The 24,574-nt window shown below is 63.0% G+C and carries 22 protein-coding genes and 1 tRNA gene; 19 read left to right on the forward strand and 4 right to left on the reverse strand.

Translation table 11 applies throughout. The annotated features are described in order from the left end of the window. Nucleotides 1-55: 55 nt before the first annotated feature. From PVE73_RS24985 to PVE73_RS24995, 3 genes are all read right to left on the reverse strand, one after another. Entirely contained in the window at nt 56-1,396 is a 1,341-nt protein-coding gene (locus tag PVE73_RS24985; protein WP_277364822.1) for an ATP-binding protein, read from the reverse strand. Next, complete coding sequence (locus PVE73_RS24990; protein ID WP_277364823.1) at nt 1,396-2,058, reverse strand: response regulator transcription factor; 663 nt, start codon at nt 2,056-2,058, stop codon at nt 1,396-1,398. The genes PVE73_RS24985 and PVE73_RS24990 overlap by 1 nt, the downstream gene beginning before the upstream one ends. 452 nt (nt 2,059-2,510) lie before the next feature. Then, nucleotides 2,511-2,587 (reverse strand) — tRNA-Arg (locus PVE73_RS24995). A gap of 598 nt (nt 2,588-3,185) precedes the next feature. On the opposite strand from PVE73_RS24995, the gene PVE73_RS25000 reads away from it, so the two are divergent. The 15 genes from PVE73_RS25000 to PVE73_RS25070 all read left to right on the forward strand — a co-directional run bounded on the left by PVE73_RS25000 (nt 3,186) and on the right by PVE73_RS25070 (nt 18,505). Next, nucleotides 3,186-3,494: a hypothetical protein gene (locus tag PVE73_RS25000; protein ID WP_277364824.1), complete on the forward strand. Its 309-nt coding sequence runs from the start codon at nt 3,186-3,188 to the stop codon at nt 3,492-3,494. Between the two features lie 340 nt (nt 3,495-3,834). After that, nucleotides 3,835-4,224: a hypothetical protein gene (locus tag PVE73_RS25005; RefSeq protein ID WP_277364825.1), complete on the forward strand. Its 390-nt coding sequence runs from the start codon at nt 3,835-3,837 to the stop codon at nt 4,222-4,224. A 168-nt stretch (nt 4,225-4,392) separates the two neighbouring features. Then, complete coding sequence (locus tag PVE73_RS25010) at nt 4,393-6,393, forward strand: hydantoinase/oxoprolinase family protein (protein WP_277364826.1); 2,001 nt, start codon at nt 4,393-4,395, stop codon at nt 6,391-6,393. Nucleotides 6,394-6,454: 61 nt separating this feature from the next. Further along, nucleotides 6,455-8,635: a malate synthase G gene (locus tag PVE73_RS25015; RefSeq protein ID WP_277364827.1), complete on the forward strand. Its 2,181-nt coding sequence runs from the start codon at nt 6,455-6,457 to the stop codon at nt 8,633-8,635. Further along, a complete protein-coding gene (locus PVE73_RS25020) occupies nt 8,623-9,084 on the forward strand; it encodes a GNAT family N-acetyltransferase (protein WP_277364828.1) in 462 nt (153 codons plus the stop codon). Before PVE73_RS25015 ends, PVE73_RS25020 begins: the two co-directional genes overlap by 13 nt. 17 nt (nt 9,085-9,101) lie before the next feature. Next, nucleotides 9,102-9,779: a tRNA (adenosine(37)-N6)-threonylcarbamoyltransferase complex dimerization subunit type 1 TsaB gene (gene tsaB / locus PVE73_RS25025; RefSeq protein ID WP_277367573.1), complete on the forward strand. Its 678-nt coding sequence runs from the start codon at nt 9,102-9,104 to the stop codon at nt 9,777-9,779. Then, complete coding sequence (rimI, locus tag PVE73_RS25030) at nt 9,779-10,270, forward strand: ribosomal protein S18-alanine N-acetyltransferase (RefSeq protein ID WP_277364829.1); 492 nt, start codon at nt 9,779-9,781, stop codon at nt 10,268-10,270. Before tsaB ends, rimI begins: the two co-directional genes overlap by 1 nt. Before the next feature lie 27 nt (nt 10,271-10,297). After that, complete coding sequence (locus PVE73_RS25035; protein WP_277364830.1) at nt 10,298-11,086, forward strand: 1-acyl-sn-glycerol-3-phosphate acyltransferase; 789 nt, start codon at nt 10,298-10,300, stop codon at nt 11,084-11,086. 156 nt (nt 11,087-11,242) lie between these two features. After that, nucleotides 11,243-12,592 carry a tRNA (N6-isopentenyl adenosine(37)-C2)-methylthiotransferase MiaB gene (miaB, locus tag PVE73_RS25040; RefSeq protein WP_277367574.1) on the forward strand — a complete coding sequence of 450 codons (1,350 nt, stop codon included), beginning with the start codon at nt 11,243-11,245 and terminating at the stop codon, nt 12,590-12,592. Beyond that, nucleotides 12,589-13,629 carry a PhoH family protein gene (locus PVE73_RS25045; protein WP_277364831.1) on the forward strand — a complete coding sequence of 347 codons (1,041 nt, stop codon included), beginning with the start codon at nt 12,589-12,591 and terminating at the stop codon, nt 13,627-13,629. Before miaB ends, PVE73_RS25045 begins: the two co-directional genes overlap by 4 nt. Beyond that, nucleotides 13,629-14,120 (forward strand): rRNA maturation RNase YbeY, encoded by a 492-nt coding sequence (gene ybeY, locus PVE73_RS25050; protein WP_277364832.1) that lies wholly within the window; start codon nt 13,629-13,631, stop codon nt 14,118-14,120. The genes PVE73_RS25045 and ybeY overlap by 1 nt, the downstream gene beginning before the upstream one ends. Before the next feature lie 27 nt (nt 14,121-14,147). Further along, nucleotides 14,148-15,209: a hemolysin family protein gene (locus PVE73_RS25055; protein WP_277364833.1), complete on the forward strand. Its 1,062-nt coding sequence runs from the start codon at nt 14,148-14,150 to the stop codon at nt 15,207-15,209. A gap of 792 nt (nt 15,210-16,001) precedes the next feature. After that, nucleotides 16,002-16,421 (forward strand): helix-turn-helix domain-containing protein, encoded by a 420-nt coding sequence (locus tag PVE73_RS25060; protein WP_277364834.1) that lies wholly within the window; start codon nt 16,002-16,004, stop codon nt 16,419-16,421. A gap of 88 nt (nt 16,422-16,509) precedes the next feature. Beyond that, nucleotides 16,510-17,790: a methionine adenosyltransferase gene (gene metK, locus PVE73_RS25065; RefSeq protein WP_346772389.1), complete on the forward strand. Its 1,281-nt coding sequence runs from the start codon at nt 16,510-16,512 to the stop codon at nt 17,788-17,790. Nucleotides 17,791-17,806: 16 nt separating this feature from the next. Further along, nucleotides 17,807-18,505 carry a tRNA (guanosine(46)-N(7))-methyltransferase TrmB gene (locus PVE73_RS25070; protein ID WP_277364836.1) on the forward strand — a complete coding sequence of 233 codons (699 nt, stop codon included), beginning with the start codon at nt 17,807-17,809 and terminating at the stop codon, nt 18,503-18,505. A 122-nt stretch (nt 18,506-18,627) separates the two neighbouring features. Here PVE73_RS25070 and PVE73_RS25075 read toward each other — a convergent pair whose 3' ends face one another. Next, the gene (locus tag PVE73_RS25075; RefSeq protein WP_277364837.1) at nt 18,628-18,792 is read right to left on the reverse strand and encodes a hypothetical protein; all 165 of its coding nucleotides are present in this window, start codon (nt 18,790-18,792) and stop codon (nt 18,628-18,630) included. A 248-nt stretch (nt 18,793-19,040) separates the two neighbouring features. Here PVE73_RS25075 and rimP point away from each other — a divergent pair, with 248 nt between their 5' ends. From rimP to infB, 4 genes are read left to right on the forward strand one after another with little or no spacing between them, the layout of a single operon-like run. Further along, nucleotides 19,041-19,655, forward strand: coding sequence for a ribosome maturation factor RimP (rimP, locus tag PVE73_RS25080; RefSeq protein ID WP_277364838.1), 615 nt, complete (start codon nt 19,041-19,043; stop codon nt 19,653-19,655). A gap of 55 nt (nt 19,656-19,710) precedes the next feature. Continuing rightward, nucleotides 19,711-21,327, forward strand: a complete 1,617-nt coding sequence (gene nusA / locus PVE73_RS25085; RefSeq protein ID WP_277364839.1) for a transcription termination factor NusA — start codon at nt 19,711-19,713, stop codon at nt 21,325-21,327. Nucleotides 21,328-21,368: 41 nt separating this feature from the next. After that, nucleotides 21,369-22,004, forward strand: a complete 636-nt coding sequence (locus PVE73_RS25090) for an RNA-binding protein (protein ID WP_277364840.1) — start codon at nt 21,369-21,371, stop codon at nt 22,002-22,004. Then, nucleotides 22,001-24,568: a translation initiation factor IF-2 gene (infB, locus tag PVE73_RS25095; protein WP_277364841.1), complete on the forward strand. Its 2,568-nt coding sequence runs from the start codon at nt 22,001-22,003 to the stop codon at nt 24,566-24,568. Before PVE73_RS25090 ends, infB begins: the two co-directional genes overlap by 4 nt. The last annotated feature ends 6 nt before the right edge of the window (nt 24,569-24,574 follow it).

A 24,574-nucleotide genomic window follows, 5' to 3' on the forward strand; every position in this document is an offset into this window, starting at 1 on the left:
CTTGCGCCAACTTCTTGAGAGATGAATTGGCTGCCGCCGAACCAGATGCAACGGATTACGCGGCATTCGCTATCACTGCTTGCAGCCCCCCGCTGTCGCGGTTCTGAAGTCGTAGGCGCCAACCACTCCGCCCGAGCGCCAGTTCGACGATCGCGAGGCCGAGACCGCTGCCGACCGGTACTTTGTTGCGGCCGCGAAAGAAGCGTTCGGTGACGCGGGCCAACTCCTCCTCGGGGATACCGGGACCATCATCCTCGATGATAATCCGGCCCTCTTCGGAGGGACCGGCCACACGACACCGGACGACGCCTCCGGGCGGCGAATGGTTCACTGCGTTCTCCATCAGGTTCCGGGCAGCAAGAGCGAACAGCTCCGGCTCGATGTCCAACTCGATGCCATCAAGATCAGGAGAAACCTCGACCTCAACATCCCTGGCCGGATCGGACAGTTCGTCCGCGAGCGCTCTCAGGATGCTCCCGGGCCGTACCCTCCCACTGCGCTCGCCCTGGTCGAGCGCTTCAACCGCCGACATATCCAGCAATTGCCGAACGAGCCGGCCGGTGCGGTCGACGCCGACAACGATCTGACGCAATGCCTGCTCACGGATCGTGCCATCGCCGCTCGCAAGCGCGACTTGCGCCTGCGTCTTGAGGCCGGCCAGCGGCGTGCGCAACTCGTGGGCGGCAAAGGCGGTAAAATTGCGCTCGCGTTCCCGAAGTCCGGCCACGCGTGCGAACAGCCCGTTGAGCGATTGCAGGACCGGTGCGATTTCACTGGCCGTTTGCACGTCCTCGATCGGGCTGAGATCGGAGGCGTGACGTGCTTCCAGATCGCCTGCGATCTTTCTGAGTGGCTCGAGGCCGCGCCTGACACTGAGCCAGATCAGGATAGCCAGAACCGGCAAGATCAGCAGGGCCGGCAGCAGAAGGCCGCGGATGACGTCGTTCACCAGCCCGTTGCGGATGCTCAGATTGTCACCGACCAGAACGCGGACACCGCGCTCGGCATTGGTGATCGCGTAGACCCGCCAGCGCTCACCGTTTATCACCGTCTCGGAGATCCCGTCGGTGTGCTCGGACATTGCTTGATCCGGCGCCGCATCCGAGCGTCCGATCAACGTCCCCTGCAACGACCAGATCTGGCACGATAGCTGGCGATCATAGGCGCTGTGGGTACGCACCGGCAGATCGGACGCGATCGTCTGCGTCGGATCGACGGCGATCTCCTGACTGACGATCAATGAGGAGACCATCCGGCCTGCTTCCATCAGCCGCGCGTCGAGAACCCGTTCCACTTCGGCGCGCGTGGAAAGGAAAATCCAGACGACCGCCGACAGCCAGACGAGGCCGGTGGTCAGAGCGAGGATCAGGAACAGCCGTTTGGAGATCGACGGCATCACGGTTCGTTTCCGAGGCGATAGCCGATCCCACGGACGGTCTGGATCATGCCCGGTCCCAGCTTGCCGCGAAGATGATGGATGTGGACCTCGACGGCATTGCTCTCGACCTCTTCCTGCCAGCCGTAAAGCTTATCCTCGATCTGGCTCCGCGACAGAATCTGACCGGGATGGATCATGAGGGCGTGCAAAATCGAGTATTCGCGCCGGGACAAACGGATGGGCTCGCCCAGACGTTCGACATTCTGGTTCGCCGGATCGAGGCGTAGGCCGCACCATTCAAGCACTGATTGCGGGCGGCCAGCTGCGCGGCGGACGAGCGCGCGCAGCCGCGCGGCGACCTCGTCCAGATCGAACGGTTTGCCGAGATAGTCGTCGGCACCGGCATCCAGTCCGTGAACCCGGTCGGCGACCTGATCACGCGCAGTCAGAAGGAGCACAGGTGTGGCGTCCTGCCGCTCCCGCAGGGATTTCAGGACATCGAGGCCGGAACCGTCGGGAAGCATCAGGTCGAGCACCAGCGCATCGAACTCATGGTTCGTGAGAGCGGCGCCGGCTTCTTCGCAAGTTTCGACCGCATCGGCGGTGAAGCCGCCAATCGAAAGGCCCACCGTTAATCCGTCTCTGAGGACCGCATCATCTTCGACTATCAGCACGCGCATGGTTATCACCCAAGGTTCCAGGCCGCATTTCTATACGAGGCTTAAGGCAGCCTTAAGGATCGAAGCTGAGCGTGCCTCGATATCGTTCATTGATCGGGCGCCTGATGTACCTCATCTGCTACCTGAGGCCGGGATCGGACGTCTTCGAGACCTACTCAACGACCCGCGCGGCGTCGAGGCGATGGACAACAGTTATCTACCCGACGGTTTATTGGCGGAAGGGGGATTTCGAGAACTCGCCTGACGGCTGGCCGCGGCACTGGGGCAAAACTAACCATCCGTTTCGTCGGGATGGTCGGCCAATCTCCTATAGCGCCGCTTGGAGGCGGGGCATTCCGACGATTTGGGAGCGGATAGCGACCGAAATTGAGCCTGCAACACGAGCAGTAGGGGAATAGCCACCCGACATCTCGGCTCGGTAGCCACTGTTCTGTCGGACAATCGGCGGTATTTGGCGCACCCATCAGGATTCGAACCTGAGGCCTCCACCTTCGGAGGGTGGCGCTCTATCCAGCTGAGCTATGGGTGCCTACTGCTTACGCAGTGCTTACGCGGTTTTCGTGTGGGTGTTAACCCCAAAAATTCAAACTCGCAACTTATTGTTTTATTTCGACTTTTTTACTCACTCGCTTGCATCGCCGGACTTGACATCCGCCTTCGGAGGGCAGCGCTCTATCCAGCTGAGCTACGGGTGCCTGCGCCAAACATTGGACGCGCGCCTTCATAGCCGAAGGCGGCGCGGGCATCAACGGCGAATTGGCGATGGATGTTCGCCGAAGGTAGGGCCACGAGATCGGAGCATTGCGCCGCGCGTGCCGGGATTGTGGCGACGACTGCGGTTGAATGCTGGCTCCTCAGCTCATCCAGCAATCAGAGCCTCACCGCTTGCGTTACGGATGGGACCGCGATGGGCTGAATGTCCAGACCGCCTTCACCGGCAATGCAGGTCTGAGCTACGGGTGCAACGTCGAGCCTCCGGATGCCACAGAGGCATCAGTCCTCAATCGACACTCCACGACAGCCGGATCACAAGTTTGTGATCATTAATGTCTAGAAATTTGGATTTGCATGCCCATTTTATGGAGGCGAGGAACATTCCCCTCGCATTTGAGAATGGAGACAACATTATGCGTAAGACCGTCCTTATCACTGCGATCCTCACCGTTGCCGGTGCCGGCTCCGCCCTTGCCGGCAACGATTCGCCCTTCCAGACGCCGCAGATCAGCGCACCCGCTTCTCAGGTCGGTTCGACCGTCAATGCCGGCTACTCCGCCGCAGATGACTTCGGCCCGAGTTCGAACAACGCTCTCCCGAAGAGCGAGGTGGGTGCTCAGGCGCAGAACGGCAATGTTGATCGCGACATTGTGACTTCCGGCGTACCCGTGACGCGCTTCCCCGACGCTGCGACTCAGCAGTTCAAGGTCAGCGACGACTAAACCTGCCGGAGCGAGCCGGCTAGAGTGCCGGTTACATCTGCCCGGGATCGACCCATGCGCATATCGTCGCATGGGCGGATCCCGGGGAGCCCAACCCTGCAATCGGCCGTTTGCGGCGGCAAATTCCTCCGTTCAGGATGCAGTTCGCCCACCGTGCAGATGGCTTCCTGCAACCTTGAAGCTGGGCGCCAGCCGACTTGCCCGTTTGTGCCCTCTCCGAGGGCTTCGGGCGTGCGACGATCGGCTAACCCCCTAAAAAGATCGGAACCCAGATTCTCCTCGACCGTTAGAGCGGACAAGGGGCGCATGCCCTACACTCCAAGACCGAAGGAGAACCGAAATGCGTAGGATCCTGATTGCGACTTCGGCTCTGGTGCTGCTTGGCGCGGGCTCGGGCCTGGCGCAGGAGTATCAGACCGACCGTTCCGGCGACACGCTGCCGCCAGACCTGGCCACGAACCAGGGCGTCGACACCACCGTGACGACGGGCAGCATCGAGCCGCTGCGCCCGCTCAGCCGGGGATACCAGGCGACAGAGGCATTCAGACCAAGCGATGAGAACGATCTTCCTCCCTCGCTAACAGGAAACACCCCCTTCGACGAGGAGATCGACCCGGGCACGATGACTTCGGCTTCGCCGATCCTTCGCCCGTTGGCGGGTCAGGAGACGGAGACCTTTTCGGCGCGCGATGAAAATCTACCCGAACCCGAACTAGCGCCCGGCAGATAATCGCGAAACCACGCCCTCGAAAGGGCGCGGCGCTGAAGCCCTTTCTCCTCCCAGGGCAGCAGCAGACCGTCCCGGCTCCGGCCGGGACGGTCTTTTTGTCGTGCACGGCTTTGCGGAGCCCTCACTCTGCGCTAAAGCCGCTCGACCACCTTTGTCGAGATCCTCCGAATGCATGATGGGCCGCGCGACACCGTTCTACTCGGCATCGATACCGGAGGAACCTACACCGATGCCGTGCTCTACAGTGAAAGAGCGGGTCTCGTGGCCAAGGCGAAGGCGCTGACCACGCGACACGATCTGGCCGAAGGAATCGCGGCGGCGGCCGACGCCGTTCTTGCCCGGACGCAACCGGCACGGGTTGGGCTCGTCTCCATGTCCACTACGCTCGCCACCAACGCCGTGGTGGAAGGACAGGGCGGCCGTGTCGGCCTCGTCATGATCGGGTTTGCCGAAGCCGATCTGGAGCGCGACGGCCTTCGTACCGCGCTCGGCCAGGATCCCCTGCTCCTCCTCCAGGGCGGTCACGATGTGCATGGCAATGAAACACCGCTTGACCTCACCCCCCTTGGGCCCTGGATCGACGCCGTCGCCCCGACTGTGACCGCCATAGCCGTCTGCGGCTACTTTGCGGTGCGCAATCCGGCGCACGAGATGGCCGTTTGCGACCTCATCCGCGCCCGGACCGGTCTTCCGGTCACCGCGAGCCATGAGCTTTCTGCGAAACTCGGCGGCCCCCGCCGGGCACTCACGACCCTACTCAACTCACGCCTGATCTCCCTCATCGAACGGTTGATTGCGGCGACGGCCAGCTTCCTCGAAAAGCGGGGAATCGAGGCGCCGCTGATGGTCGTGCGCGGTGACGGCGCTCTGATCTCCGCTTCGCTGGCCCGGATGCGCCCAATCGAGACCATCCTTTCCGGCCCGGCGGCAAGCCTGGTCGGAGCACGTCACCTGACCGGCCTCGACGATGCCATCATATCCGACATCGGTGGTACGACGACGGACATCGCCCTGCTCACCAATGGCCGACCGCGATTAGATCCCGAAGGTGCGATGGTGGGGGGCTGGCGCACCATGGTGGAAGCCGTGGCCATGCGTACCTACGGTCTCGGGGGCGATTCGGAAGTGGCGCTGGAGGACGGCACGCTGGAGCCGCGGCTCCGCCTCGGTCCGCGGAGGCTCATACCGCTTTCCCTGGCGGAGACGCTCTTTCCGGGATTCGTGAAACCAGAGCTTGAGAGGCAGTTGCGCCGTGCTCAGGGCGGACGGCTGGACGGTCGTTTCGCCTATTTGACCGGATTACCGGAGCGCTTCGCCGCCGGGCTCAGCGAGAACGAGGAGAAGCTTTTTCGGCGCTTTTCCGCAACGCCGCAGCCACTGGATCGCGTCATCGGCTCCAATATCGAATTTGCGATACTGCAGCGCTTGGTCTCCCGCGGATTGGCCCAGATAAGCGGCTTCACCCCGTCGGACGCCGCCCACGTCACGGGGCTTCAGGCGACCTGGGACCCAGAGGCCGCCAGACTGGGAGCGGAGCTCTTCGCACGCCGCCGCGATGGCCGTGGACGCCCGCTTGCAGGCAGTGCCGGCGCGATCAGCGAAAGTGTTCTGCGATGCCTGACGCGGCGCTCGGCTGAAGCCATATTGGAGACTGCATTCGCGGAAGACGACACCGGTTTTTCGCCGGCCAATCCTCTGGTTCAGCGCGCGCTCGACGGGACGCGTAGCGTGGTGGATCTGTCGCTTTCTCTCGACCGACCGGTGATCGGCCTCGGCGCCTCTGCCCGACTGCATTATGCCGGTCTGGAACGGTTTCTCTCGAGCGAGTGCGTGCTGCCCGACAACCTGGATGTGGCAAATGCCATCGGCGCGATTGCCGGTCAGGTGCAGGTGACGGTGCATGTCGACGTGACGCAACCGCGTGAAGGCCTGTTCCGTGTAAGCGCAGGCGCAGAGACCCGCGATTTTCGCGAAGAGGGGGAAGCGCTTGCCTTCGCGGAGGAACAGGGACGCATGCTGGCGACAGCGCGAGCGGCGGAAGCGGGCGCGGAAACCGCCGAAGTGACGACGACGCGGACCCTGCGAACGGCTGACATCGACGGCCAGCGGCTTTTCCTGGAAGCGACGGTGACTGCAGTCGCCGCCGGCAGACCGCGTATCGCCGCATGAGCGATTGACCCCGCACGCCGGCCATGGTCAAACGCCGCAGTGACAAACACCGAGGTGTCTCATGACCGATCGCGTCGAGATCAATGGGCTCAAGATTGCCCGCGGGCTGCACGATTTTGCAGTGAGTGAAGCGCTGCCGGGAACGGGTGTCGATGCGGAAACGTTCTGGCGCGCGCTCTCCGAGATGGTGCACGCGCTTTCGCCGCGCAACCGGGCGCTTCTCGCCAAACGCGACGCGCTGCAGGAACAGATCGACGCCTGGCATCGCGAGCACGGTGCACCGAGCGATCTTTCCGCCTACGAGACCTTCCTGCGACAGGTCGGCTACCTCCTTCCGGAGGGGCCGGATTTCAAGGTCAGTACATCCGATGTCGATCCTGAAATTGCGGAGATAGCCGGCCCTCAGCTCGTCGTGCCGGTGATGAACGCGCGCTACGCGCTCAACGCGGCCAATGCCCGCTGGGGCTCCCTCTACGACGCGCTCTACGGCACCGACGTCATTCCCGACGCAGACGGGGCGGAGCGCGGCAAGGGCTACAACCCCAAGCGCGGCGAGAAGGTGATCGCCTGGGCGAAGGCGTTTCTCGACGAAGCCGTACCGCTCGATGGAGCGAAATGGGCGGAGGTGACCGGGATCGAGGCCGGGAAGGAACTACGGCTCTCGACCGGCAGCGATGCTGTTGCTTTGAAGCGGCCAGCCCAGTATGCCGGCCACGCCGAAGGCGAAGGCGACTGGCGGCACGTCCTGCTCGTCAACAACGGCCTCGGTATCGAGATTCTTATCAACAGCGACTACGGCCCCGGAAAGACCGACCCGGCGGGCATTGCCGGCGTCAACGTCGAAGCGGCGCTGACGACGATCATGGACTGCGAGGACTCGGTGGCCGCCGTCGATGCCGAGGACAAGGTGCTCGTCTACCGCAACTGGCTCGGCCTGATGAAGGGCGACCTGGAAGAAACTTTCGAGAAGGGCGGCGAGACGGTCACGCGCAAGCTCTACGGTGACTTCACCTACACCGCGCCGGACGGCTCGCCCTTCCCGGTCAAGTGCCGCTCGCTGATGCTTGTGCGCAATGTCGGGCACCTGATGACCAATCCGGCGATCCTCGACCGTGACGGCAACGAGGTGCCCGAGGGCATCATGGACGCCATGTTCACGGCCATGATCGCGCTGCACGACATCGGCCCCCAGGGGCGGCGCATGAACAGCCGCACCGGCTCCATGTATGTGGTGAAGCCCAAGATGCACGGGCCGGAGGAAGTGGCCTTCGCCGTCGAGCTCTTCGGCCGGGTGGAGGATGGGCTGGGCATGAAGCCCAACACCATCAAGATGGGCATCATGGACGAGGAGCGGCGCACGACCGTCAATCTCAAGGAATGCATCCGCGCGGCTTCCGAGCGCGTGGTGTTCATCAATACGGGCTTCCTCGACCGTACCGGCGACGAGATCCACACCTCCATGGAAGCGGGCCCGATGATCCGCAAGGGAGACATGAAGCAATCCACCTGGATCGCGGCCTACGAAAACTGGAACGTGGACGTCGGGCTCGAATGCGGGCTTTCCGGCCGGGCGCAGATCGGTAAGGGCATGTGGGCCATGCCTGAGCTGATGGCCGCCATGCTGGAGCAGAAGATCGGCCATCCGAAGGCCGGCGCCAATACCGCCTGGGTGCCCTCGCCCACGGCCGCCACGCTGCATGCGACGCACTACCACAAGGTTGACGTCAAGGCCGTACAAGAGAGCCTGAAATCCCGCCCGCGCGCGAAGCTCGCCGACATCCTGTCCGTTCCCGTCGCCACGCGGCCCAACTGGTCGCCCGAGGAAATCAAGCAGGAGCTCGACAACAACGCGCAGGGCATCCTCGGTTACGTGGTACGCTGGATCGACCAGGGCGTCGGCTGCTCCAAGGTGCCTGATATCGACAATATCGGCCTGATGGAGGACCGCGCCACGCTGCGCATATCCTCCCAGCACATCGCCAACTGGCTGCATCACGGCGTCGTCACGCGCGAGCAGGTGATGGAAACCATGAGGCGCATGGCCGAGGTGGTGGACCGGCAGAACGCTGCCGATCCGGATTACGAGCCCATGGCGCCGAATTTCGAGAGGTCCGTAGCCTTCCAAGCGGCCTGCGATCTCGTCTTCAAGGGCCGCGAACAGCCGAACGGCTATACCGAGCCGGTCCTGCATGCGCGGCGGCTCGAGAAAAAGGCACTGGACAGGGGCCGATGCTGCGGCTGAGACCCCCACGAGCTGACGAAGGTCCGGCGCTGACGGCGCTGTGCCTGCGCTCGAAGGCCTCGCACGGCTATGACCAGACCTTTATGGAAGCATGCCGAAAGGAATTGACCGTGGACCCGTCGAGGCCCGATATCGCCGTGGCAGAGATCGACGGGCTCCGCGTAGGAATGGCCGAGATATCGGTGGCCGGCGACGAAGCCGAACTGGAAAAGATCTTCGTGGAACCCGCCTGTTACGAAAAGGGGGCCGGGCGGATGCTATTCGACTGGGCAAGGACGGAAGCGGCGAAACGCGGCGCGCGTGTGCTGACATTCGATGCCGACCCCGGCGCCGTGGCCTTTTACGAGAAGATGGGCGCCCTGATCATTGGCCGGTCACCATCGGGCTCGATCCCCGGTCGCATGCTGCCGCGCCTACGGCTGCGCCTCAACGAGGCAGCGGACGCCTGAAGCCGGACGTGAAGCTCATGAACATCCTCGCCATCGATACCGCCGCTTCGCTTTGTGCCGCCTGTGTCTATGACGCCGGCGCGGGGGCGGAGAAGGGCCGCGCGGTGCTCGATCTCGGCAAGGGCCACGCCGAGCACATCATGGCCGTGATCGGGGAAGTATTGGAGAAAGCCAGCCTTTCCTATGCGGCCATCGATGCCATTGCGGTTTCCATCGGACCCGGCTCCTTCACCGGGGTGCGTGTGGGCGTCTCCGCCGCGCGTGGGCTCGCGCTGGCATTGAAAATTAGCGCCGTCGGGGTGACGACGTTGGAAGCGATTGCGGCCGAAACACGCGAGGCCTTCCCCGGCCGCCCTGTGCTTTGCGCGATCGGGCGCGCAGATTCCCTCGCGATGATGCAATTCGATGCCGCGGGCCAGTGTGTGGGCGGCCCCCGGCTCGCCTCTCCTGACGACCTCGTGCAGATTGCGAAGGAGCACGCGTCCGTGCTCGCAGGCGATGCGGCGGAACGTGTTTCCCAGATGGCCGCCGGAGGCTTTGATATCGGGCCGCGCGCCACGACTGCGGATATTCGTTTCTACGCCCGCATTGCCGCCGAACGGCCGGCGACAGGGGAGAAGCCCAAGCCGCTTTACCTGCGTCCACCCGATGCCAGGCCGCAAACGGTCTTTGCCCTGCCGCTGAACGGACGATAATGGCGCTATCCCTTTCCCGCCTCCTGCGCAGAAGTTTCGCGGTGCGTCCGTTGGAGATCGCCGACAGCCTTGCGCTCGCGGCGCTGCACGAAGAGGATTTCGTGCGGCCATGGACCGACGGCGAATTCGAATCGCTTCTGTCCCAGGAAACCGTGTTTGGTTTCGCTGCGATCGAGGAGGGAGCGGGAGCGAGGCCCTGCGGCTTTGTGCTTGCAAGGCGCGCCGCCGGCGAAGCGGAGATCCTCACGCTCACCGTCTCCCGTGCTTTGCGCCGGCGCGGCATCGGCCGGATGCTGATGGACGCGATCCTGCGCACCCTGCACGCCGAGCGTGCCGAGGCGCTGTTCCTGGAGGTGGACGAGAGCAACATGCCGGCCATCGCGCTCTATCGGCGCCTCGGCTTCCGTCAGGTAGGGCGCAGGCCGGACTACTACAGGGACGCCTTCGCCCACCGCTCCAGTGCGTTGGTGATGCGACGAGACCTTCGGTAGCTGGAACAGACGGGGGAGTTCAGGAAAGTGCTCGCCAAAGTCCGGCTGATCGGCAAGGTCCTGCTCATTGCAGTCTACACGCTGCCTCTTATCCTGTTCCAGGAAGTGGCATTGCGCACGGGTTGGTGGAGCGACCGCAGCGCGCCGCGGCTCTGGCACAGGCTCACGCTGAAAGTGCTGGGCATCTCCGTACGGCTAACCGGGTTGCCGGCGACGGAGCGCCCGCTGCTCATCGTCTCCAACCACGTGTCCTGGACGGATATCCTCGTGCTCGGTTCGATTACGGGCGTTCATTTCGTCGCGAAATCAGAGATGCGGGGCTGGCCTGTGCTGGGCACATTCGCCCGGCTGCAGCGCTCCGTGTTCGTAGAACGGGAACGCAAGCGCGCCACTCCGGAGCAGGCACGCGAACTCGCTGAGAGGCTTTCGAGTGGCGATCCCATGGTGCTCTTCGCGGAAGGGACGACGGGCGACGGCAACCGTGTGCTGCCCTTCAAGAGCACCCTTTTCGGCGCGGCCAAGCTTGCGCTCGAAAGCATGCAAGAGGGGCGCGTTCTTGTGCAGCCGGTGGCGATCGCCTATCTGCGCCGGAATGGACTGCCGCTCGATCGGCGGGAGCGTGGGTCGCTCGCTTGGATCGGCAACATGGATTTCGTGCCGCATCTTCTGGCACTGCTTGGCCAGAAGGCCATTGATGTGGAGGTTCGGTTCGGCGAGCCCATCCCATTCTCGGCCGATGGGGATCGAAAGGCGGTTGCGCTCAACACCGAAAGGCGGGTGCGGCAAATGCTCGTCGTCGCGCTTCGGCAACGCTGAGGCGCAAGATTCGTCTGTTGTTCGACGCCGAAAGACGCTAGTTACGCCATCATGGAACAGAATTTGTCAACGGATCGTTCGGCCATCCCGTCCTCCCGTCCGGAAGGGGCTTCGCACACGGGCAAAAAGGTGTTCGTGAAAACCTATGGCTGCCAGATGAACGTCTATGACTCCCAGCGCATGGCCGATGCGTTGGCGGCAGACGGCTATCGTCCGACAGACATCATGGAAGATGCGGATCTGGTGCTCCTCAACACCTGCCATATCCGCGAAAAGGCAGCGGAGAAGGTCTATTCCGAGCTCGGCCGCATACGCGTCCTCAAGGATGAACGCGCGAAGCAGGGCCGAGAGACGGTGATCGGGGTGGCCGGTTGCGTCGCCCAGGCCGAAGGGCGTGAGATCCTGCGCCGCGCGCCGGTGGTCGATCTCGTTATAGGACCGCAAACCTATCACCGTCTCCCCTCGGTGGTGAAGCGGGCGAAGACCGGCGAAAAGATCGTCGAGACCGAATACGCCATCGAGGACAAGTTCGAGCACCTGCCAGCACCCGGACGGAAATCCGTGCGCAGCCGAGGCGTGACCGCCTTCCTCACCGTGCAGGAGGGTTGCGACAAGTTCTGTACCTTCTGCGTCGTGCCGTATACGCGCGGCGCGGAGGTTTCGCGACCCGTGACACAGATTGTTGCGGAAGCAGAGCGGCTCGCGGAAGCCGGCGTGCGCGAGGTCACTCTTCTCGGGCAAAACGTCAATGCCTGGCATGGCGAAGGGCCGGGCGGCAACGAATGGGGTCTCGCCCGCCTGCTCCTCCGGCTGGCCGAGATCCCCGGCCTCGACCGGTTACGCTACACGACTAGCCATCCGCGCGACATGGACGATGATCTCATCGCCGCCCATCGGGATCTCGACAAGCTGATGCCTTACCTGCACCTTCCGGTGCAGACGGGCTCCGACCGGATCTTGAAGGCGATGAATCGCAAACACAGCGCGGCCGATTACCTGCGCCTGATCGAGCGCATCCGCGCCGCGAAGCCGGACATTGCCATGTCCGGCGATTTCATCGTTGGCTTTCCGGGCGAGACGGACGAAGATTTCGAGGATACGATGCGCATTGTGCGCGACGTAAACTATGCTCAGGCCTTCTCCTTCAAATATTCGTCCCGGCCGGGAACGCCGGGTGCGGAGATGCAGGACCAAGTGCCGGAAAAGGTGAAGGATGAGAGGCTGCAGCGGCTGCAGGCGCTTTTGGCGGAACAGCAGCATGCCTTCGCCAAGAGCCTCGTGGGCGGGGAGATCGATCTGTTGATCGAGAAGCCGGGACGTCAGGCGGGCCAATTCGTTGGCCGCTCCCCCTGGCTGCAGCCCGTGATTGTTGATGAAAGGGCCGGCCGAATCGGCGACATTGTCCGTGTGCGGATCACGCGTGCGGGCAGCCACAGCCTGTTTTGCGAGCCAATGCGGAACTTGAACGCGGACCCGATGGGGGCTGCAAAGGGGGAAAGCGTTTGAACGCCGGTACGGAGCTGAAGAACACGCCCTCCGGGGCGTCCGATATGGCGCATATCGTGCTCACTTTCGACAACAACAAGCTCGCCGGCGCGCTTTATGGCCCGTTCGACGAAAATCTCGCCCGCATCGAGCAGAAGCTCGGGGTCGATGTCCGCTCAAAGGGTAACCGGCTTTCCATCAAGGGCGAGTCGACGGCGGCCGAGCAGGCACGCCGCGCACTCGACTATCTCTACGGGCTCGTGCAGAGCGGGACGGAACTTTCGGCTTCCGAGGTAGACGGCGCCGTGCGTCTTGCCCAGGCGGCGGACGACCAGCTGAGCCTGCCCACGCTGGAGAGCAAGGGAAAGCTTGCTGCGGCGCAAATCTCGACACGCAAGCGCACGGTCCATGCGCGCTCCGCCAACCAGGACGCCTATATGCGTGCGCTGGAGCGTTCCGAGCTCGTTTTCGGCATCGGCCCAGCGGGCACGGGAAAGACCTTCCTGGCGGTCGCCTACGCGGCGATGCTGCTTGAGCGCGGCATGGTGGACCGCATCGTGCTCTCGCGCCCCGCCGTCGAGGCGGGCGAACGGCTCGGCTTTCTGCCCGGCGATATGCGCGAAAAGGTCGATCCCTATCTGCGCCCGCTTTACGACGCGCTCTATGACATGATGCCGGCAGACAAGGTGGAGCGCGCTCTCGCCGCGGACGTGATCGAGATCGCGCCGCTCGCCTTCATGCGCGGACGCACGCTCTCAAACGCCGTGGTGATCCTGGACGAGGCGCAGAACACCACGCCCATGCAGATGAAGATGTTCCTGACGCGCCTAGGCGAGAACGGGCGCATGATCGTCACCGGCGATCCCAGCCAGATCGACCTGCCGCCCAACACGAAGTCCGGACTCGTGGAGGCGCTCGACATTCTCCGGGACGTGCCGGGGATCGTGACCGTCCGTTTCAACGAGAAGGACGTGGTACGCCATGCGCTGGTGGCGGCGATCGTCGATGCCTATGATCGGAAGACTGGCGGCCCGAAAAGATCGGCCACGGGCGAGTGATGGCCGCGGGTGCGGGGGGTTCTCGGGCCATCGCCGTCGATTGTGCCGTCGAGACGCCAGGTTGGCCGCCGGAAGAGGTGCTGCAGCAGATTGCGGAACGTGCGATTGCGGCGGCTGCGGCCCGGATAGGCCGGACGGGCGACGAAACACTGACGATCCTTTTCACAGACGATGCCGAGATGCGGGCGCTCAATGCCCGTTTCCGCGGCAAGGACAAGCCGACCAATGTTCTTTCCTTCCCGGCAATCGGGGGCACGGCCCCTCCGGGAACGCCGCGTCATCTGGGCGACATCGCACTGGGCTATGAAAAGGTGACGGGCGAGGCGCGGGCCGAAGGTAAGCTGCTCGAGCATCATCTCGCGCATCTCGTCGTCCATGGCTATCTGCACCTTCTGGGCTATGACCACGAAATGCCGGAAGAGGCGGAGGAGATGGAGCAGCTTGAAAGGGAAATCCTGGAAAGCCTTGCCATTGGCGATCCCTACGCCTAACTTTGCTGTAGCAACGACTGAAAGACGATGACTGAAGCTACCATGATCGCCCCCGGCGGTGTGCCGGAGAGCGCAGCTGTTTCCCCCGAGGAGGGGGAAGAGGGCTCTAGTAAACCTCCGCGACGCCACAAAAGCCGCCCCTCGCTGCTCACTCGGATTGCGGGCTTTTTCCGCACACGCGGCAATTCCACCCTGCAGAACGATCTGGCCGAGGCTTTTGCGGAACACACGACCGACGCCGCACCGCTTTCGCTGGGCGAGCGTGCGATGGTCGACAACATCCTGCGGCTGCGAGAACTCCGGGTGGAGGACGTGATGGTGCCGCGCGCCGACATTGAGGCAGTGGAACTATCCACCACACTTGGGGATCTTCTCAACCAGTTCGAGCGCGGCGCGCACTCGCGCATGCCCGTTTATGTGGAAAGCCTCGACGATCCGCGCGGCATGGTGCACATCCGTGATGTGGTGGCCCACCTGATCCGGGCGGCGAGGCAGAAGAACGGCCGCAGCCGCAAGCCTTTGCCCGCCAATCCGCAACTTTCGCTTGGCAATGTCGATCTCAATCGCACGATCGGCGATCTCGATATCATACGCCCCCTCCTCTTCGTTCCGCCCTCGATGCTCGCCTCGGACCTCATGGCGCGCATGCAGGCGGCCCGAATACAGATGGCGCTCGTCATCGACGAATATGGCGGAACGGATGGACTCGTCTCACTCGAAGACATCGTCGAGATGGTTATCGGCGATATCGAGGACGAGCACGACGAAGACGAACCAATGATCGAGAAGGCCGGCGACGGTATCTTCCTGGTCGATGCGCGCGCGGAGATCGAGGACGTCGCCGAGGCGATCGGCGACGGCTTCCGCGCTGGCGAGCATGCGGAGGACGTGGACACCATCGGGGGCATGATCTTCAATGCGCTCGGCCGTGTGCCGGCGCGCGGCGAAGTGGTGCAGGCGATCCCGGGTTTCGAGTTCCACGTGCTCGACGCCGACCCGCGCCGTGTCAAAAGAGTGCGCATCGTGCAAGGCCGGACGGCCGAACGCCGCCGTCGTATCATCAGATCGCCGGAAATCCCCGGCGTTTAACGCCTTCTCACAGTCGAGTGCGCCCGTGATCAACTGGATCGCGGGCGGCACGGATTCAGGGTCGTCCTGCTGTGCGTCAGATTGCCGCGGCTATTGGCTTATTCCCTGCGCTGTGACGGAAAAAGAAAACGCAAACAAAAACTTATGCGCGCATAATCGCCCGCGAGGTAATTCCCGCTCCACTTGATCAAGGGGCGGGCTCCCGGTTGGCAAGCCGACCGGTAAAATGCCCGACGCGATTCTTGAACCGAACTCCGATAACGGATCATTTCTTCTTGTCCTGCGGCCTCCCAAAGGATGAAGCGTTTCGCGGCGGTGAAGAGGTCCATGCCATATCAAGAAACGTAGGCCCTCCCACAAAAAGCACCGCCTGAAATCCTTCCTCGGCGGCAGCCTGCACGGCACTGGATGCCGCAGAGCGCGGCATATCCATAACGAGCGCAAAGATCGTTCCCCTTAGCGTGAAACACATATCGGCAGGAAGACGACAAACCCATTCCACGGCCGCGCTCGACGAGAGCCTGCTACTTCCCGCTATCACGAAACGTGGTGCTCCAGTGTGGGGCGAAGTTGGGAAAAACGTCGCCCGAGGCCTTACATTTCTGATAATTTGGGCATATTCCCTCTAGTGTTAAGCATATGGGTAAGCATACTGACCCTTGAATTGACATCGGTCGACAGGCTTACGCATATGAACAGGCCGACTATTCGCGCAAAGCTGGGGAGACCCGGCAGAGGGGGGCGTGGACCTCGTCGGTTTCGTTGTCAACTGTCCCGAGCGGCGAGGGATGAATGAGTATTAACAAAAAGAGGCCGAACCCCATTGATGTTCATGTCGGCAGCAGAATCCGGCTCCGCAGGAACATGCTAGGGGTCAGCCAGGAGAAGCTGGGCGAAAGCCTGGGCATAACTTTTCAGCAAATTCAGAAATACGAGAAGGGGACAAACCGTGTCGGCGCAAGTCGCCTGCAAGCGATTGCATCGATCCTGAACGCTCCGGTTTCCTTCTTCTTCGAGGGGGCGCCCAGCGACGACAAGGAAGGAGGGGCGGGCTTCAGCGAGGAAGGCTCGACCTATGTCGCTGATTTCTTGAGCAGTTCGGAGGGAATTCAGCTCAACCGCGCCTTCGTCAGGATTGCCGACCCGAAAGTGCGGCGCAGGGTCCTGGATCTCGTGAAGGCGCTCGCGGCGGATACCGCCGCATCTGACTGAGTAAGTTTTCTTGACCGGTTAACTGGCGGTGGCTAACTAGATGCCGCCAGTCGCCGGCATGCGCCGGCTTTTCTCAGAGGGGTTACCCGTGGCGCGCAGAAGCTATCTCTTCACAAGTGAATCCGTTTCCGAAGGCCATCCGGACAAGGTCTGTGACCGAATTTCGGACGAGATCGTCGATCTGGTCTATCGCGAAGCAAAAAAGGAAGGCATGGACCCGTGGAAGGTCCGTGTCGCCTGCGAAACGCTTGCCACCACCAATCGCGTTATCATTGCCGGCGAGGTCCGTGTACCGGAAAGCCTGTTGAAACGCGGCAAGGAAGGCAACGTCCAGATGGACGGCCGGGGACACCCCGTCGTCAATCCCTCCAAGTTCCGCGCAGCCGCACGGCGCGCCATCCGTTCCATCGGCTATGAGCAGGACGGCTTCCACTGGAAGACTGTGAAAATCGACGTCCTGCTTCACGCTCAGTCTCCCGATATCGGCCAGGGCGTGGACAGCGCCGCCGACCGGCAGGGCGAGGAAGGTGCGGGCGACCAGGGAATCATGTTCGGCTATGCCTGCCGCGAGACACCGGATCTCATGCCGGCACCGATCTATTATGCTCACCGCATCCTGCAGACTCTCGCCGAGGCGCGCAAGGAGGGCAGCGGAGACGTCGCCAGGCTCGGGCCCGACGCCAAGAGCCAAGTTACGGTGCGCTATATCGACGGCAAGCCCTCTGCCGCCACCGAAATCGTGCTCTCCACTCAACATCTTGATCCCACCTGGGACAACAAGAAAGTGCGCGAAGTCGTCGAACCCTATATCCGCCAGGCACTCTCGGATGGTGGTTTGGCGATTGCCGACGACTGCCGCTGGTACATCAACCCCACCGGCAAGTTCGTGATAGGCGGACCGGATGGTGATGCGGGCGTGACCGGCCGCAAGATCATCGTCGACACCTACGGCGGAGCCGCGCCCCATGGCGGCGGTGCGTTCTCGGGCAAAGACACGACCAAGGTGGACCGCTCCGCGGCTTATGCCGCGCGTTATCTCGCCAAGAACGTTGTGGCGGCGGGGCTTGCAGACCGTTGTACGATCCAGCTTTCCTACGCCATCGGCGTGGCGCAGCCGCTTTCGGTCTACGTGGACCTGCACGGCACAGGCCGAGTATCGGAGGAGGAGGTCGAGCTTGCCATCCGGCAGGTGATGGATCTCTCGCCGACCGGCATCAGGCGCCATCTGGACCTGAACAAGCCGATCTATGCCAAGACCGCTGCCTATGGCCATTTCGGCCGCAAGCCCGGTGGACGCGACGGCTCCTTTTCCTGGGAGCGCATGGATCTGGCGAAGGTCCTGAAGCAGGCGCTTGCAACTGCCGCCTGAGACGATTGCAAACCCTATGGCCGAAAGCCATCCGGAGCGATCGACCGAGGCCTTTTTCGGGCGCAGACGCGGCAAGCGTCTGCGCCCTCAGCAATCGGCCGCACTGGAAACACTTCTACCCCGCCTTCGGATAGAACTGGATTCGCCGGCTCCGAACGATTCTGGCGACCTCTTTCGTGAACGCGTTCAGGAAGTCCGTCTTGAAATCGGCTTTGGCGGCGGAGAGCACCTCCTCACCGAGGTCCAGCGCCATCCCGAGATCGGCTTCATAGGCGTAGAGCCGTTCGTCAACGGCATGGCGAAGCTCACCTCGGCTCTCGAAGGCAATATGCCTCCCAATCTGCGCCTTTACGACGACGACGCCACACAGCTCCTCGACTGGCTGCCGGGCGCCTCGGTCTGGCGGATTGATCTTCTTTACCCAGATCCCTGGCCGAAAAAGCGCCACTGGAAGCGACGCTTCGTCAATCAGGCCAATCTCGACCGGTTTGCACGGGTTATGCGTCCGGGCGGGCTGTTTCGCTTTGCCTCGGACATTGAAAGCTATGTGAACTGGACTCTTCTCGCCTGCCGTGCTCATCCCGCTTTCGCTTGGGTGGCAGGGAGCGCGGAGGATTGGCACACACCCTATAAGGGCTGGCCCGGAACACGTTACGAGGCGAAAGCCATCCGCGAAGGCCGACGCCCGACCTATCTGACCTTCGCCCGCGTCTAAGGGACATCTTGCAGGCGAGTGGAACTACTTGCCGTCGCACAAGCACAGCCAAACAAAAATATGGCACGGCTCCCGTCAATCGGAACGGGAACCGCGCATGGGGACTGGCCGGGGAAGAACTTCTAACGCAGCTTGATTTCGCGGAAGCCAGCCGGATCGATGCCGAGCTTGATGAGGTCGGCGGTCCTCGGCTGCACCCGGTTGCGCACGGCGGTCGAAACCCGCACGGCGCTGTCCATCATCTCGAAAAAACCACCAATCCCGCTGACGATATTGCGCGCACGCATCTCAAGTTCTCCATTCTTCTCTATCGCAGCGAAGATAAGCGTTCCGATAATCTCGAGTTAGGGCTGTTTGTGCATTGCACCTATGCAATTGTGCATTGCAACATCCCGCCAGTGCCCCAACCCGCTTGAAACCTGACAGCGTCTCCGCTATATGCAGCGGAAATTCTTGGTCACTATGACGAAGAGTGGGTCCGGCCGGTCCCGCTCTTTTTTGTTACCATAACCCGTGTGGAGGTATGTAAGGCTGCATGCAGGACGACCGCATCATTCGTGAGACCGGAACCGAGGCCCGGGTGGCGGGCATCGTTGCGCCGGTGCTCGATGCGCTTGGCTACCGGCTTGTGCGTGTGCGGCTTTCAGCCCAGGATGGACTGACACTGCAGATTATGGCCGAGCGGCCCGACGGGACCATGACCGTCGAGAATTGCGAGGAAGTAAGCCTTGCGGTCTCGCCGGTGCTCGATGTCGAGGACCCGGTCGACAGCGCCTATCAGCTCGAGATCTCCTCGCCGGGAATTGATCGCCCTCTGGTGCGGCTTGGCGATTTCAAGGCCGCCGTGGGCCATCTGGCGAAGATCGAAACCACGGTGATGGTCGGTGGGCGCAAGCGTTTCCGCGGCCAGATCGTCGCCTGCACCGACGAAATCCTTAGCATTGAGCGTGATAGGGCCAGCGAAGAAGAGGAGCCGCTGACCGAAATTCCGCTCGACGCCATCGGCGAGGCAAAGCTTGTGCTGACGGACGCCTTGATCCGCGACGCATTGAAGGCGGACAAGGAAGAAAGGCGGCAGCGCAAGAAGGCGCGCCGCCGCGGCGAAAAGGCGCCTGCAGAGGGCGACGATGCCGAGAACAAAGAAGAATGAGAGATCTCGCGGACGGGACACAACACCTTGTCCGCAGCTTCGAGGAGAATGAACAATGGCAGTCAGTGCAAACAGGCTGGAGCTCTTGCAGATCGCTGATGCGGTGGCCCGTGAGAAGTCGATCGACAAGTCGATCGTCATCGCGGCGATGGCCGATGCCATCCAGAAGGCCGCTCGCTCGCGCTATGGCCAGGAGACCAACATTCGCGCCGACATCAACCCGCAGACGGGTGAGATGAAGCTGCAGCGGCTTATGGAAGTGGTCGAGGATGTGGAAGAACCGGCGCGGCAGGTTCCGCTCTCCTACGCGCGGGCACGCAATCCCGATGCGCAGGTGGGCGACTTCATCGCCGAGCAGCTTCCGCCCATGGATTTCGGGCGCATCGCCGCCCAGTCGGCCAAGCAGGTCATCGTTCAGAAGGTTCGGGAGGCCGAGCGTGACCGGCAGTACGAAGAGTACAAGGACCGGGTCAGCGAGATCGTCAACGGCACGGTCAAGCGCGTCGAATATGGCAATGTGATCGTCGATCTCGGCCGAGGCGAGGGCATCATCCGCCGCGATGAGCTCATCCCGCGCGAGGTCTTCAAATATGGCGACCGCGTGCGTGCCTATGTCTACGACGTGCGGCGCGAGCAGCGGGGGCCGCAGATCTTCCTCTCGCGCACGCATCCGCAGTTCATGGCGAAGCTGTTCACCATGGAAGTGCCGGAGATCTATGACGGCATCATCGAGATCAAGTCGGTGGCCCGCGATCCCGGCAGCCGCGCCAAGATCGCGGTGATCAGTCACGATTCTTCAATAGACCCCGTCGGCGCCTGCGTGGGAATGCGTGGCAGCCGCGTGCAGGCGGTCGTAGCGGAGCTGCAGGGAGAGAAGATCGATATTATTCCGTGGAACGAGAATGCGGCGAGCTTCATCGTCAATGCGTTGCAGCCGGCGGAGGTCTCCAAGGTGGTGTTGGACGAGGACGCCGAGCGCATCGAGGTGGTGGTGCCGGACGACCAGCTTTCGCTCGCAATCGGCCGGCGCGGACAGAATGTGCGTCTTGCCTCGCAGCTCACCGGCTGGGACATCGATATCCTGACCGAGGAAGAGGAATCGCAGCGCCGCCAGAAGGAATTTGTCGAGCGTTCGACACTCTTCATGGAGGCGCTCAACGTTGACGAGATGGTCGGCCAGGTGCTTGCGTCCGAAGGTTTCACCAGCGTGGAAGAGCTCGCCTACGTGGAGTCTGGCGAGATCGCCTCGATTGATGGCTTCGACGAGGAGACTGCAGGCGAAATCCAGGCCCGTGCCCGTGAGTATCTCGAGCGGATCGAAGCCGAGCAGGACGCCAAACGCAGGGAGTTCGGCGTTTCTGACGAACTGCGCGAGATCCCCGGCATGACGACGGCGATGATGGTCAAGCTCGGCGAAGATGGCGTGAAGACCATAGACGATTTTGCCGGCTATGCAGTGGACGATCTCGTCGGCTGGAAGGAGCGCAAAGATGGGGAAAACAAGTTCTTCCCGGGCGTCTTCTCCGATCTCGATGTCTCCCGTGCCGAGGCAGAGCAAATGGTCGTCGCCGCCCGCCTGAAGATGGGCTGGATCAGCGAGGCGGATCTCCAGGCCGAGGGCGAGGACGTCGAAGCTGAAGAAAACCAGCCGGCGGAAAGCCCGGAACTTTAAGCAAATGCCGCCTTCCTTGTCCAAGGGTCTTGTGAAACGCGATGAACGACCGCACATGTATCGTGACGCGCGAGACACGACAGCCGGATCAGTTGATCCGGTTCGTCGCGGACCCCGACGGAATGGTCGTTCCCGACCTGAAGCGGAAGTTGCCGGGACGAGGCTGCTGGGTCGGCGCTGAGAAAGCCTTGGTCGAGAAGGCAGCAGCGAAGAATCTCTTCGCCCGCTCCCTGAAGGCGCCGGTTAAGGTGCCTCCGGAACTGGCCGAAATGGTCGAATCTTTGCTTGCGAGCGGCGCACTCGGCGCTCTTGGCCTTGCGCGCAAGGCCGGAGCCGTGGCATTGGGAGCGGCGAAGGTGGAAGCTGGCGTTCGAAGCGGCAAGGTTATGGCCGTGCTTCATGCCAGAGAGGCTTCCGAGGACGGCGTCCGCAAGATCGCGAACGCGCGAAAATCGATTGTCCATGTCGGCGGCCCCGTGGTGCCGGCATACAAACTCTTTTCGGAAGCGGAATTGGGTTTGGCATTGGGGGCAACAAATGTGATACATGCTGCCGTGCTCGACCGGGGGCCGGGTGAGGCAGCGCTGAGGCGCATCGAAGCGCTCGCCCTATATCGAGGCATTGCCCCGGACTGGAAAGTGTCGAGTGCGGCAGATGCCGCAGAGGATATGGAATGACTGATACGAAAACCGGTGACGACAAGACGCTGAGCGTCAACCCGAAGAAGACGCTGACGCTGAAACGCCCGGGCGTGGAACAGGGCACTGTGCGCCAGAACTTTTCGCATGGGCGCACGAAGGCGGTCGTTGTCGAAACCAAGAAGCGGAAATTCTCGCGGCCCGACGAGCGCGCCGAACCGGTTGCACCGCCGCAGCCGAAGCCGGCTGCTCCGGTGACGGCTGCGCCGGCGCCGCAGCAGCGGGAAACGCCGCGCCCCCAGCCGACGCAGCAGCGCCCGAGCGTGGTGCTGAACGAGCTCTCCGCGGATGAAATGGAGGCGCGCCGCCGCGCGCTGCAGGATTCCAAGGTGCGTGAAGCGGAGGAGCGCAAGCGTGCCGCGGAGGACGCCGCGCGGCGTGCAGAAGAGGAAGAGCGTCGCCTCCGCGAGCGCGAAGAATCTGCGCGCCGCCAGGCGGAGGAGGAATCCCGGCTGAAGGCCGAAGCCGAGGCACGCAAGCGTGCGGAGGAGGAAGCCCGCCGGCGAGCGCCGTCGCCTGAAGCTCCCGTCACCGCAAAGCCGGCCAAGGACGACGAGGAAGAAGAGCGCAGCAGCCGTAGCGGCACCGCCAAGCGCGGCGCGCCCAAGCCGGAAGCGCCGGCACGGCCTGCGAAGCCTCGCAGCGAGGAAGAGCGCCGTCGCGGCAAGCTGACCCTCAACTCCGCCCTTTCGGACGAGGAGACGCGTGCGCGCTCGCTCTCCTCGATGCGTCGCCGACAAGAGAAGTTCAAGCGCACTTTGCAACAGGAGCCGCGCGAGAAGATCGCCCGCGAAGTGGTGCTTCCCGAGACCATCACCATCCAGGAACTCGCCGGCCGTATGGCCGAGCGCGCCGTGGACGTGGTCAAATACTTCATGAAGCAAGGCCAGATCATGAAGCCCGGCGACGTGATCGACGCCGACACGGCCGAGCTGGTGGCGGTCGAGTTCGGCCACACGGTGAAGCGCGTGGCGGAATCCGACGTCGAGGAAGGCCTGTTCAACATCGAAGACAAGCCGGAGGACATGGTGTCGCGTCCGCCGGTGGTCACCATCATGGGCCACGTCGACCACGGCAAGACGTCTCTGCTCGATGCGATCCGCAAGGCCAATGTCGTGTCGGGCGAGGCCGGCGGCATCACCCAGCACATCGGCGCTTATCAGGTGGAGCAGGCCGGCCAGACGATCACCTTCATCGACACGCCCGGCCACGCCGCCTTCACGGCCATGCGCGCCCGTGGCGCACAGGCCACCGACATCGCCGTGCTGGTGGTGGCAGCCGACGACAGCGTGATGCCGCAGACGATTGAATCCATCAATCATGCCAAGGCGGCGGGTGTGCCGATCATCGTGGCGATCAACAAGATCGACAAGCCGGACGCCGACGCACAGAAGGTGCGCACGGAACTCCTGCAGCACGAGGTGTTCGTGGAATCCATGGGCGGCGACGTGCTCGATGTCGAGGTGTCGGCTATCAAGCAGACCAACCTCGACAAGCTTCTCGAGGCCATCCTGCTGCAGGCGGAAGTCCTTGAGCTAAAGGCCAATCCCGACCGCACGGCGGAAGGCGTGGTCATCGAGGCCAAGCTCGACCGCGGCCGCGGTTCCGTGGCCACGGTCCTGGTGCAGGCAGGCACGCTGCGCCCTGGCGACATCGTCGTCGCCGGCAACGAGTGGGGTCGCGTCCGCGCGCTGGTCAATGAGCGCGGCGAGCAGGTGAAGGAGGCTCCGCCTTCGACGCCGGTCGAGATCCTGGGCCTTCAAGGCACGCCGCAGGCTGGTGACCGCATCGCAGTCGTCGATTCGGAAGGCCGGGCGCGCGAGATCTCCGAATACCGTCAGCGCCTGGCGCGCGAAAAGGCTGTGGCCCGGCAGGCCGGCCAGCGCGGCTCGTTGGAGCAGATGATGTCGCAATTGCAGGCGAGCGGTCTCCAGGAGTTCCCGCTCATCATCAAGGGCGACGTGCAGGGCTCGATCGAGGCGATCATCAGCGCTCTCGAGAAGCTTGGTACGGACGAGGTGCGGGCACGCATCGTCCATTCGGGCGCCGGTGCCATCACCGAAAGCGACGTATCCCTGGCAGAAACCTCGGAAGCGGCGATCATCGGCTTCAACGTGCGTGCCAACAAGCAGGCGCGCGATGCCGCCGAACAGGCTGGTATCGAGATCCGCTACTACAACATCATCTACGACCTCGTGGATGACATCAAAGCAGCGATGTCTGGCCTGCTTTCGCCCGAACGGCGAGAGACCTTCCTCGGCAATGCCGAGATTCTCGAGGTCTTCAACATCACCAAGGTCGGCAAGGTCGCCGGCTGCCGTGTCACGGAAGGCAAGGTCGAACGCGGCGCCGGCGTGCGCCTCATCCGCGACAATGTCGTGATCCACGAGGGCAAGCTGAAGACGCTGAAGCGCTTCAAGGACGAGGTCTCGGAAGTCCCTGCCGGTCAGGAATGCGGTATGGCCTTCGAGAACTACGAGGACATCCGCGTCGGCGATATCATCGAGGCCTTCCGCGTCGAGCATGTGACGCGCACACTTTAAAGGATG

Source organism: Chelativorans sp. AA-79 (assembly GCF_029457495.1).
GTDB lineage: Bacteria > Pseudomonadota > Alphaproteobacteria > Rhizobiales > Rhizobiaceae > Chelativorans.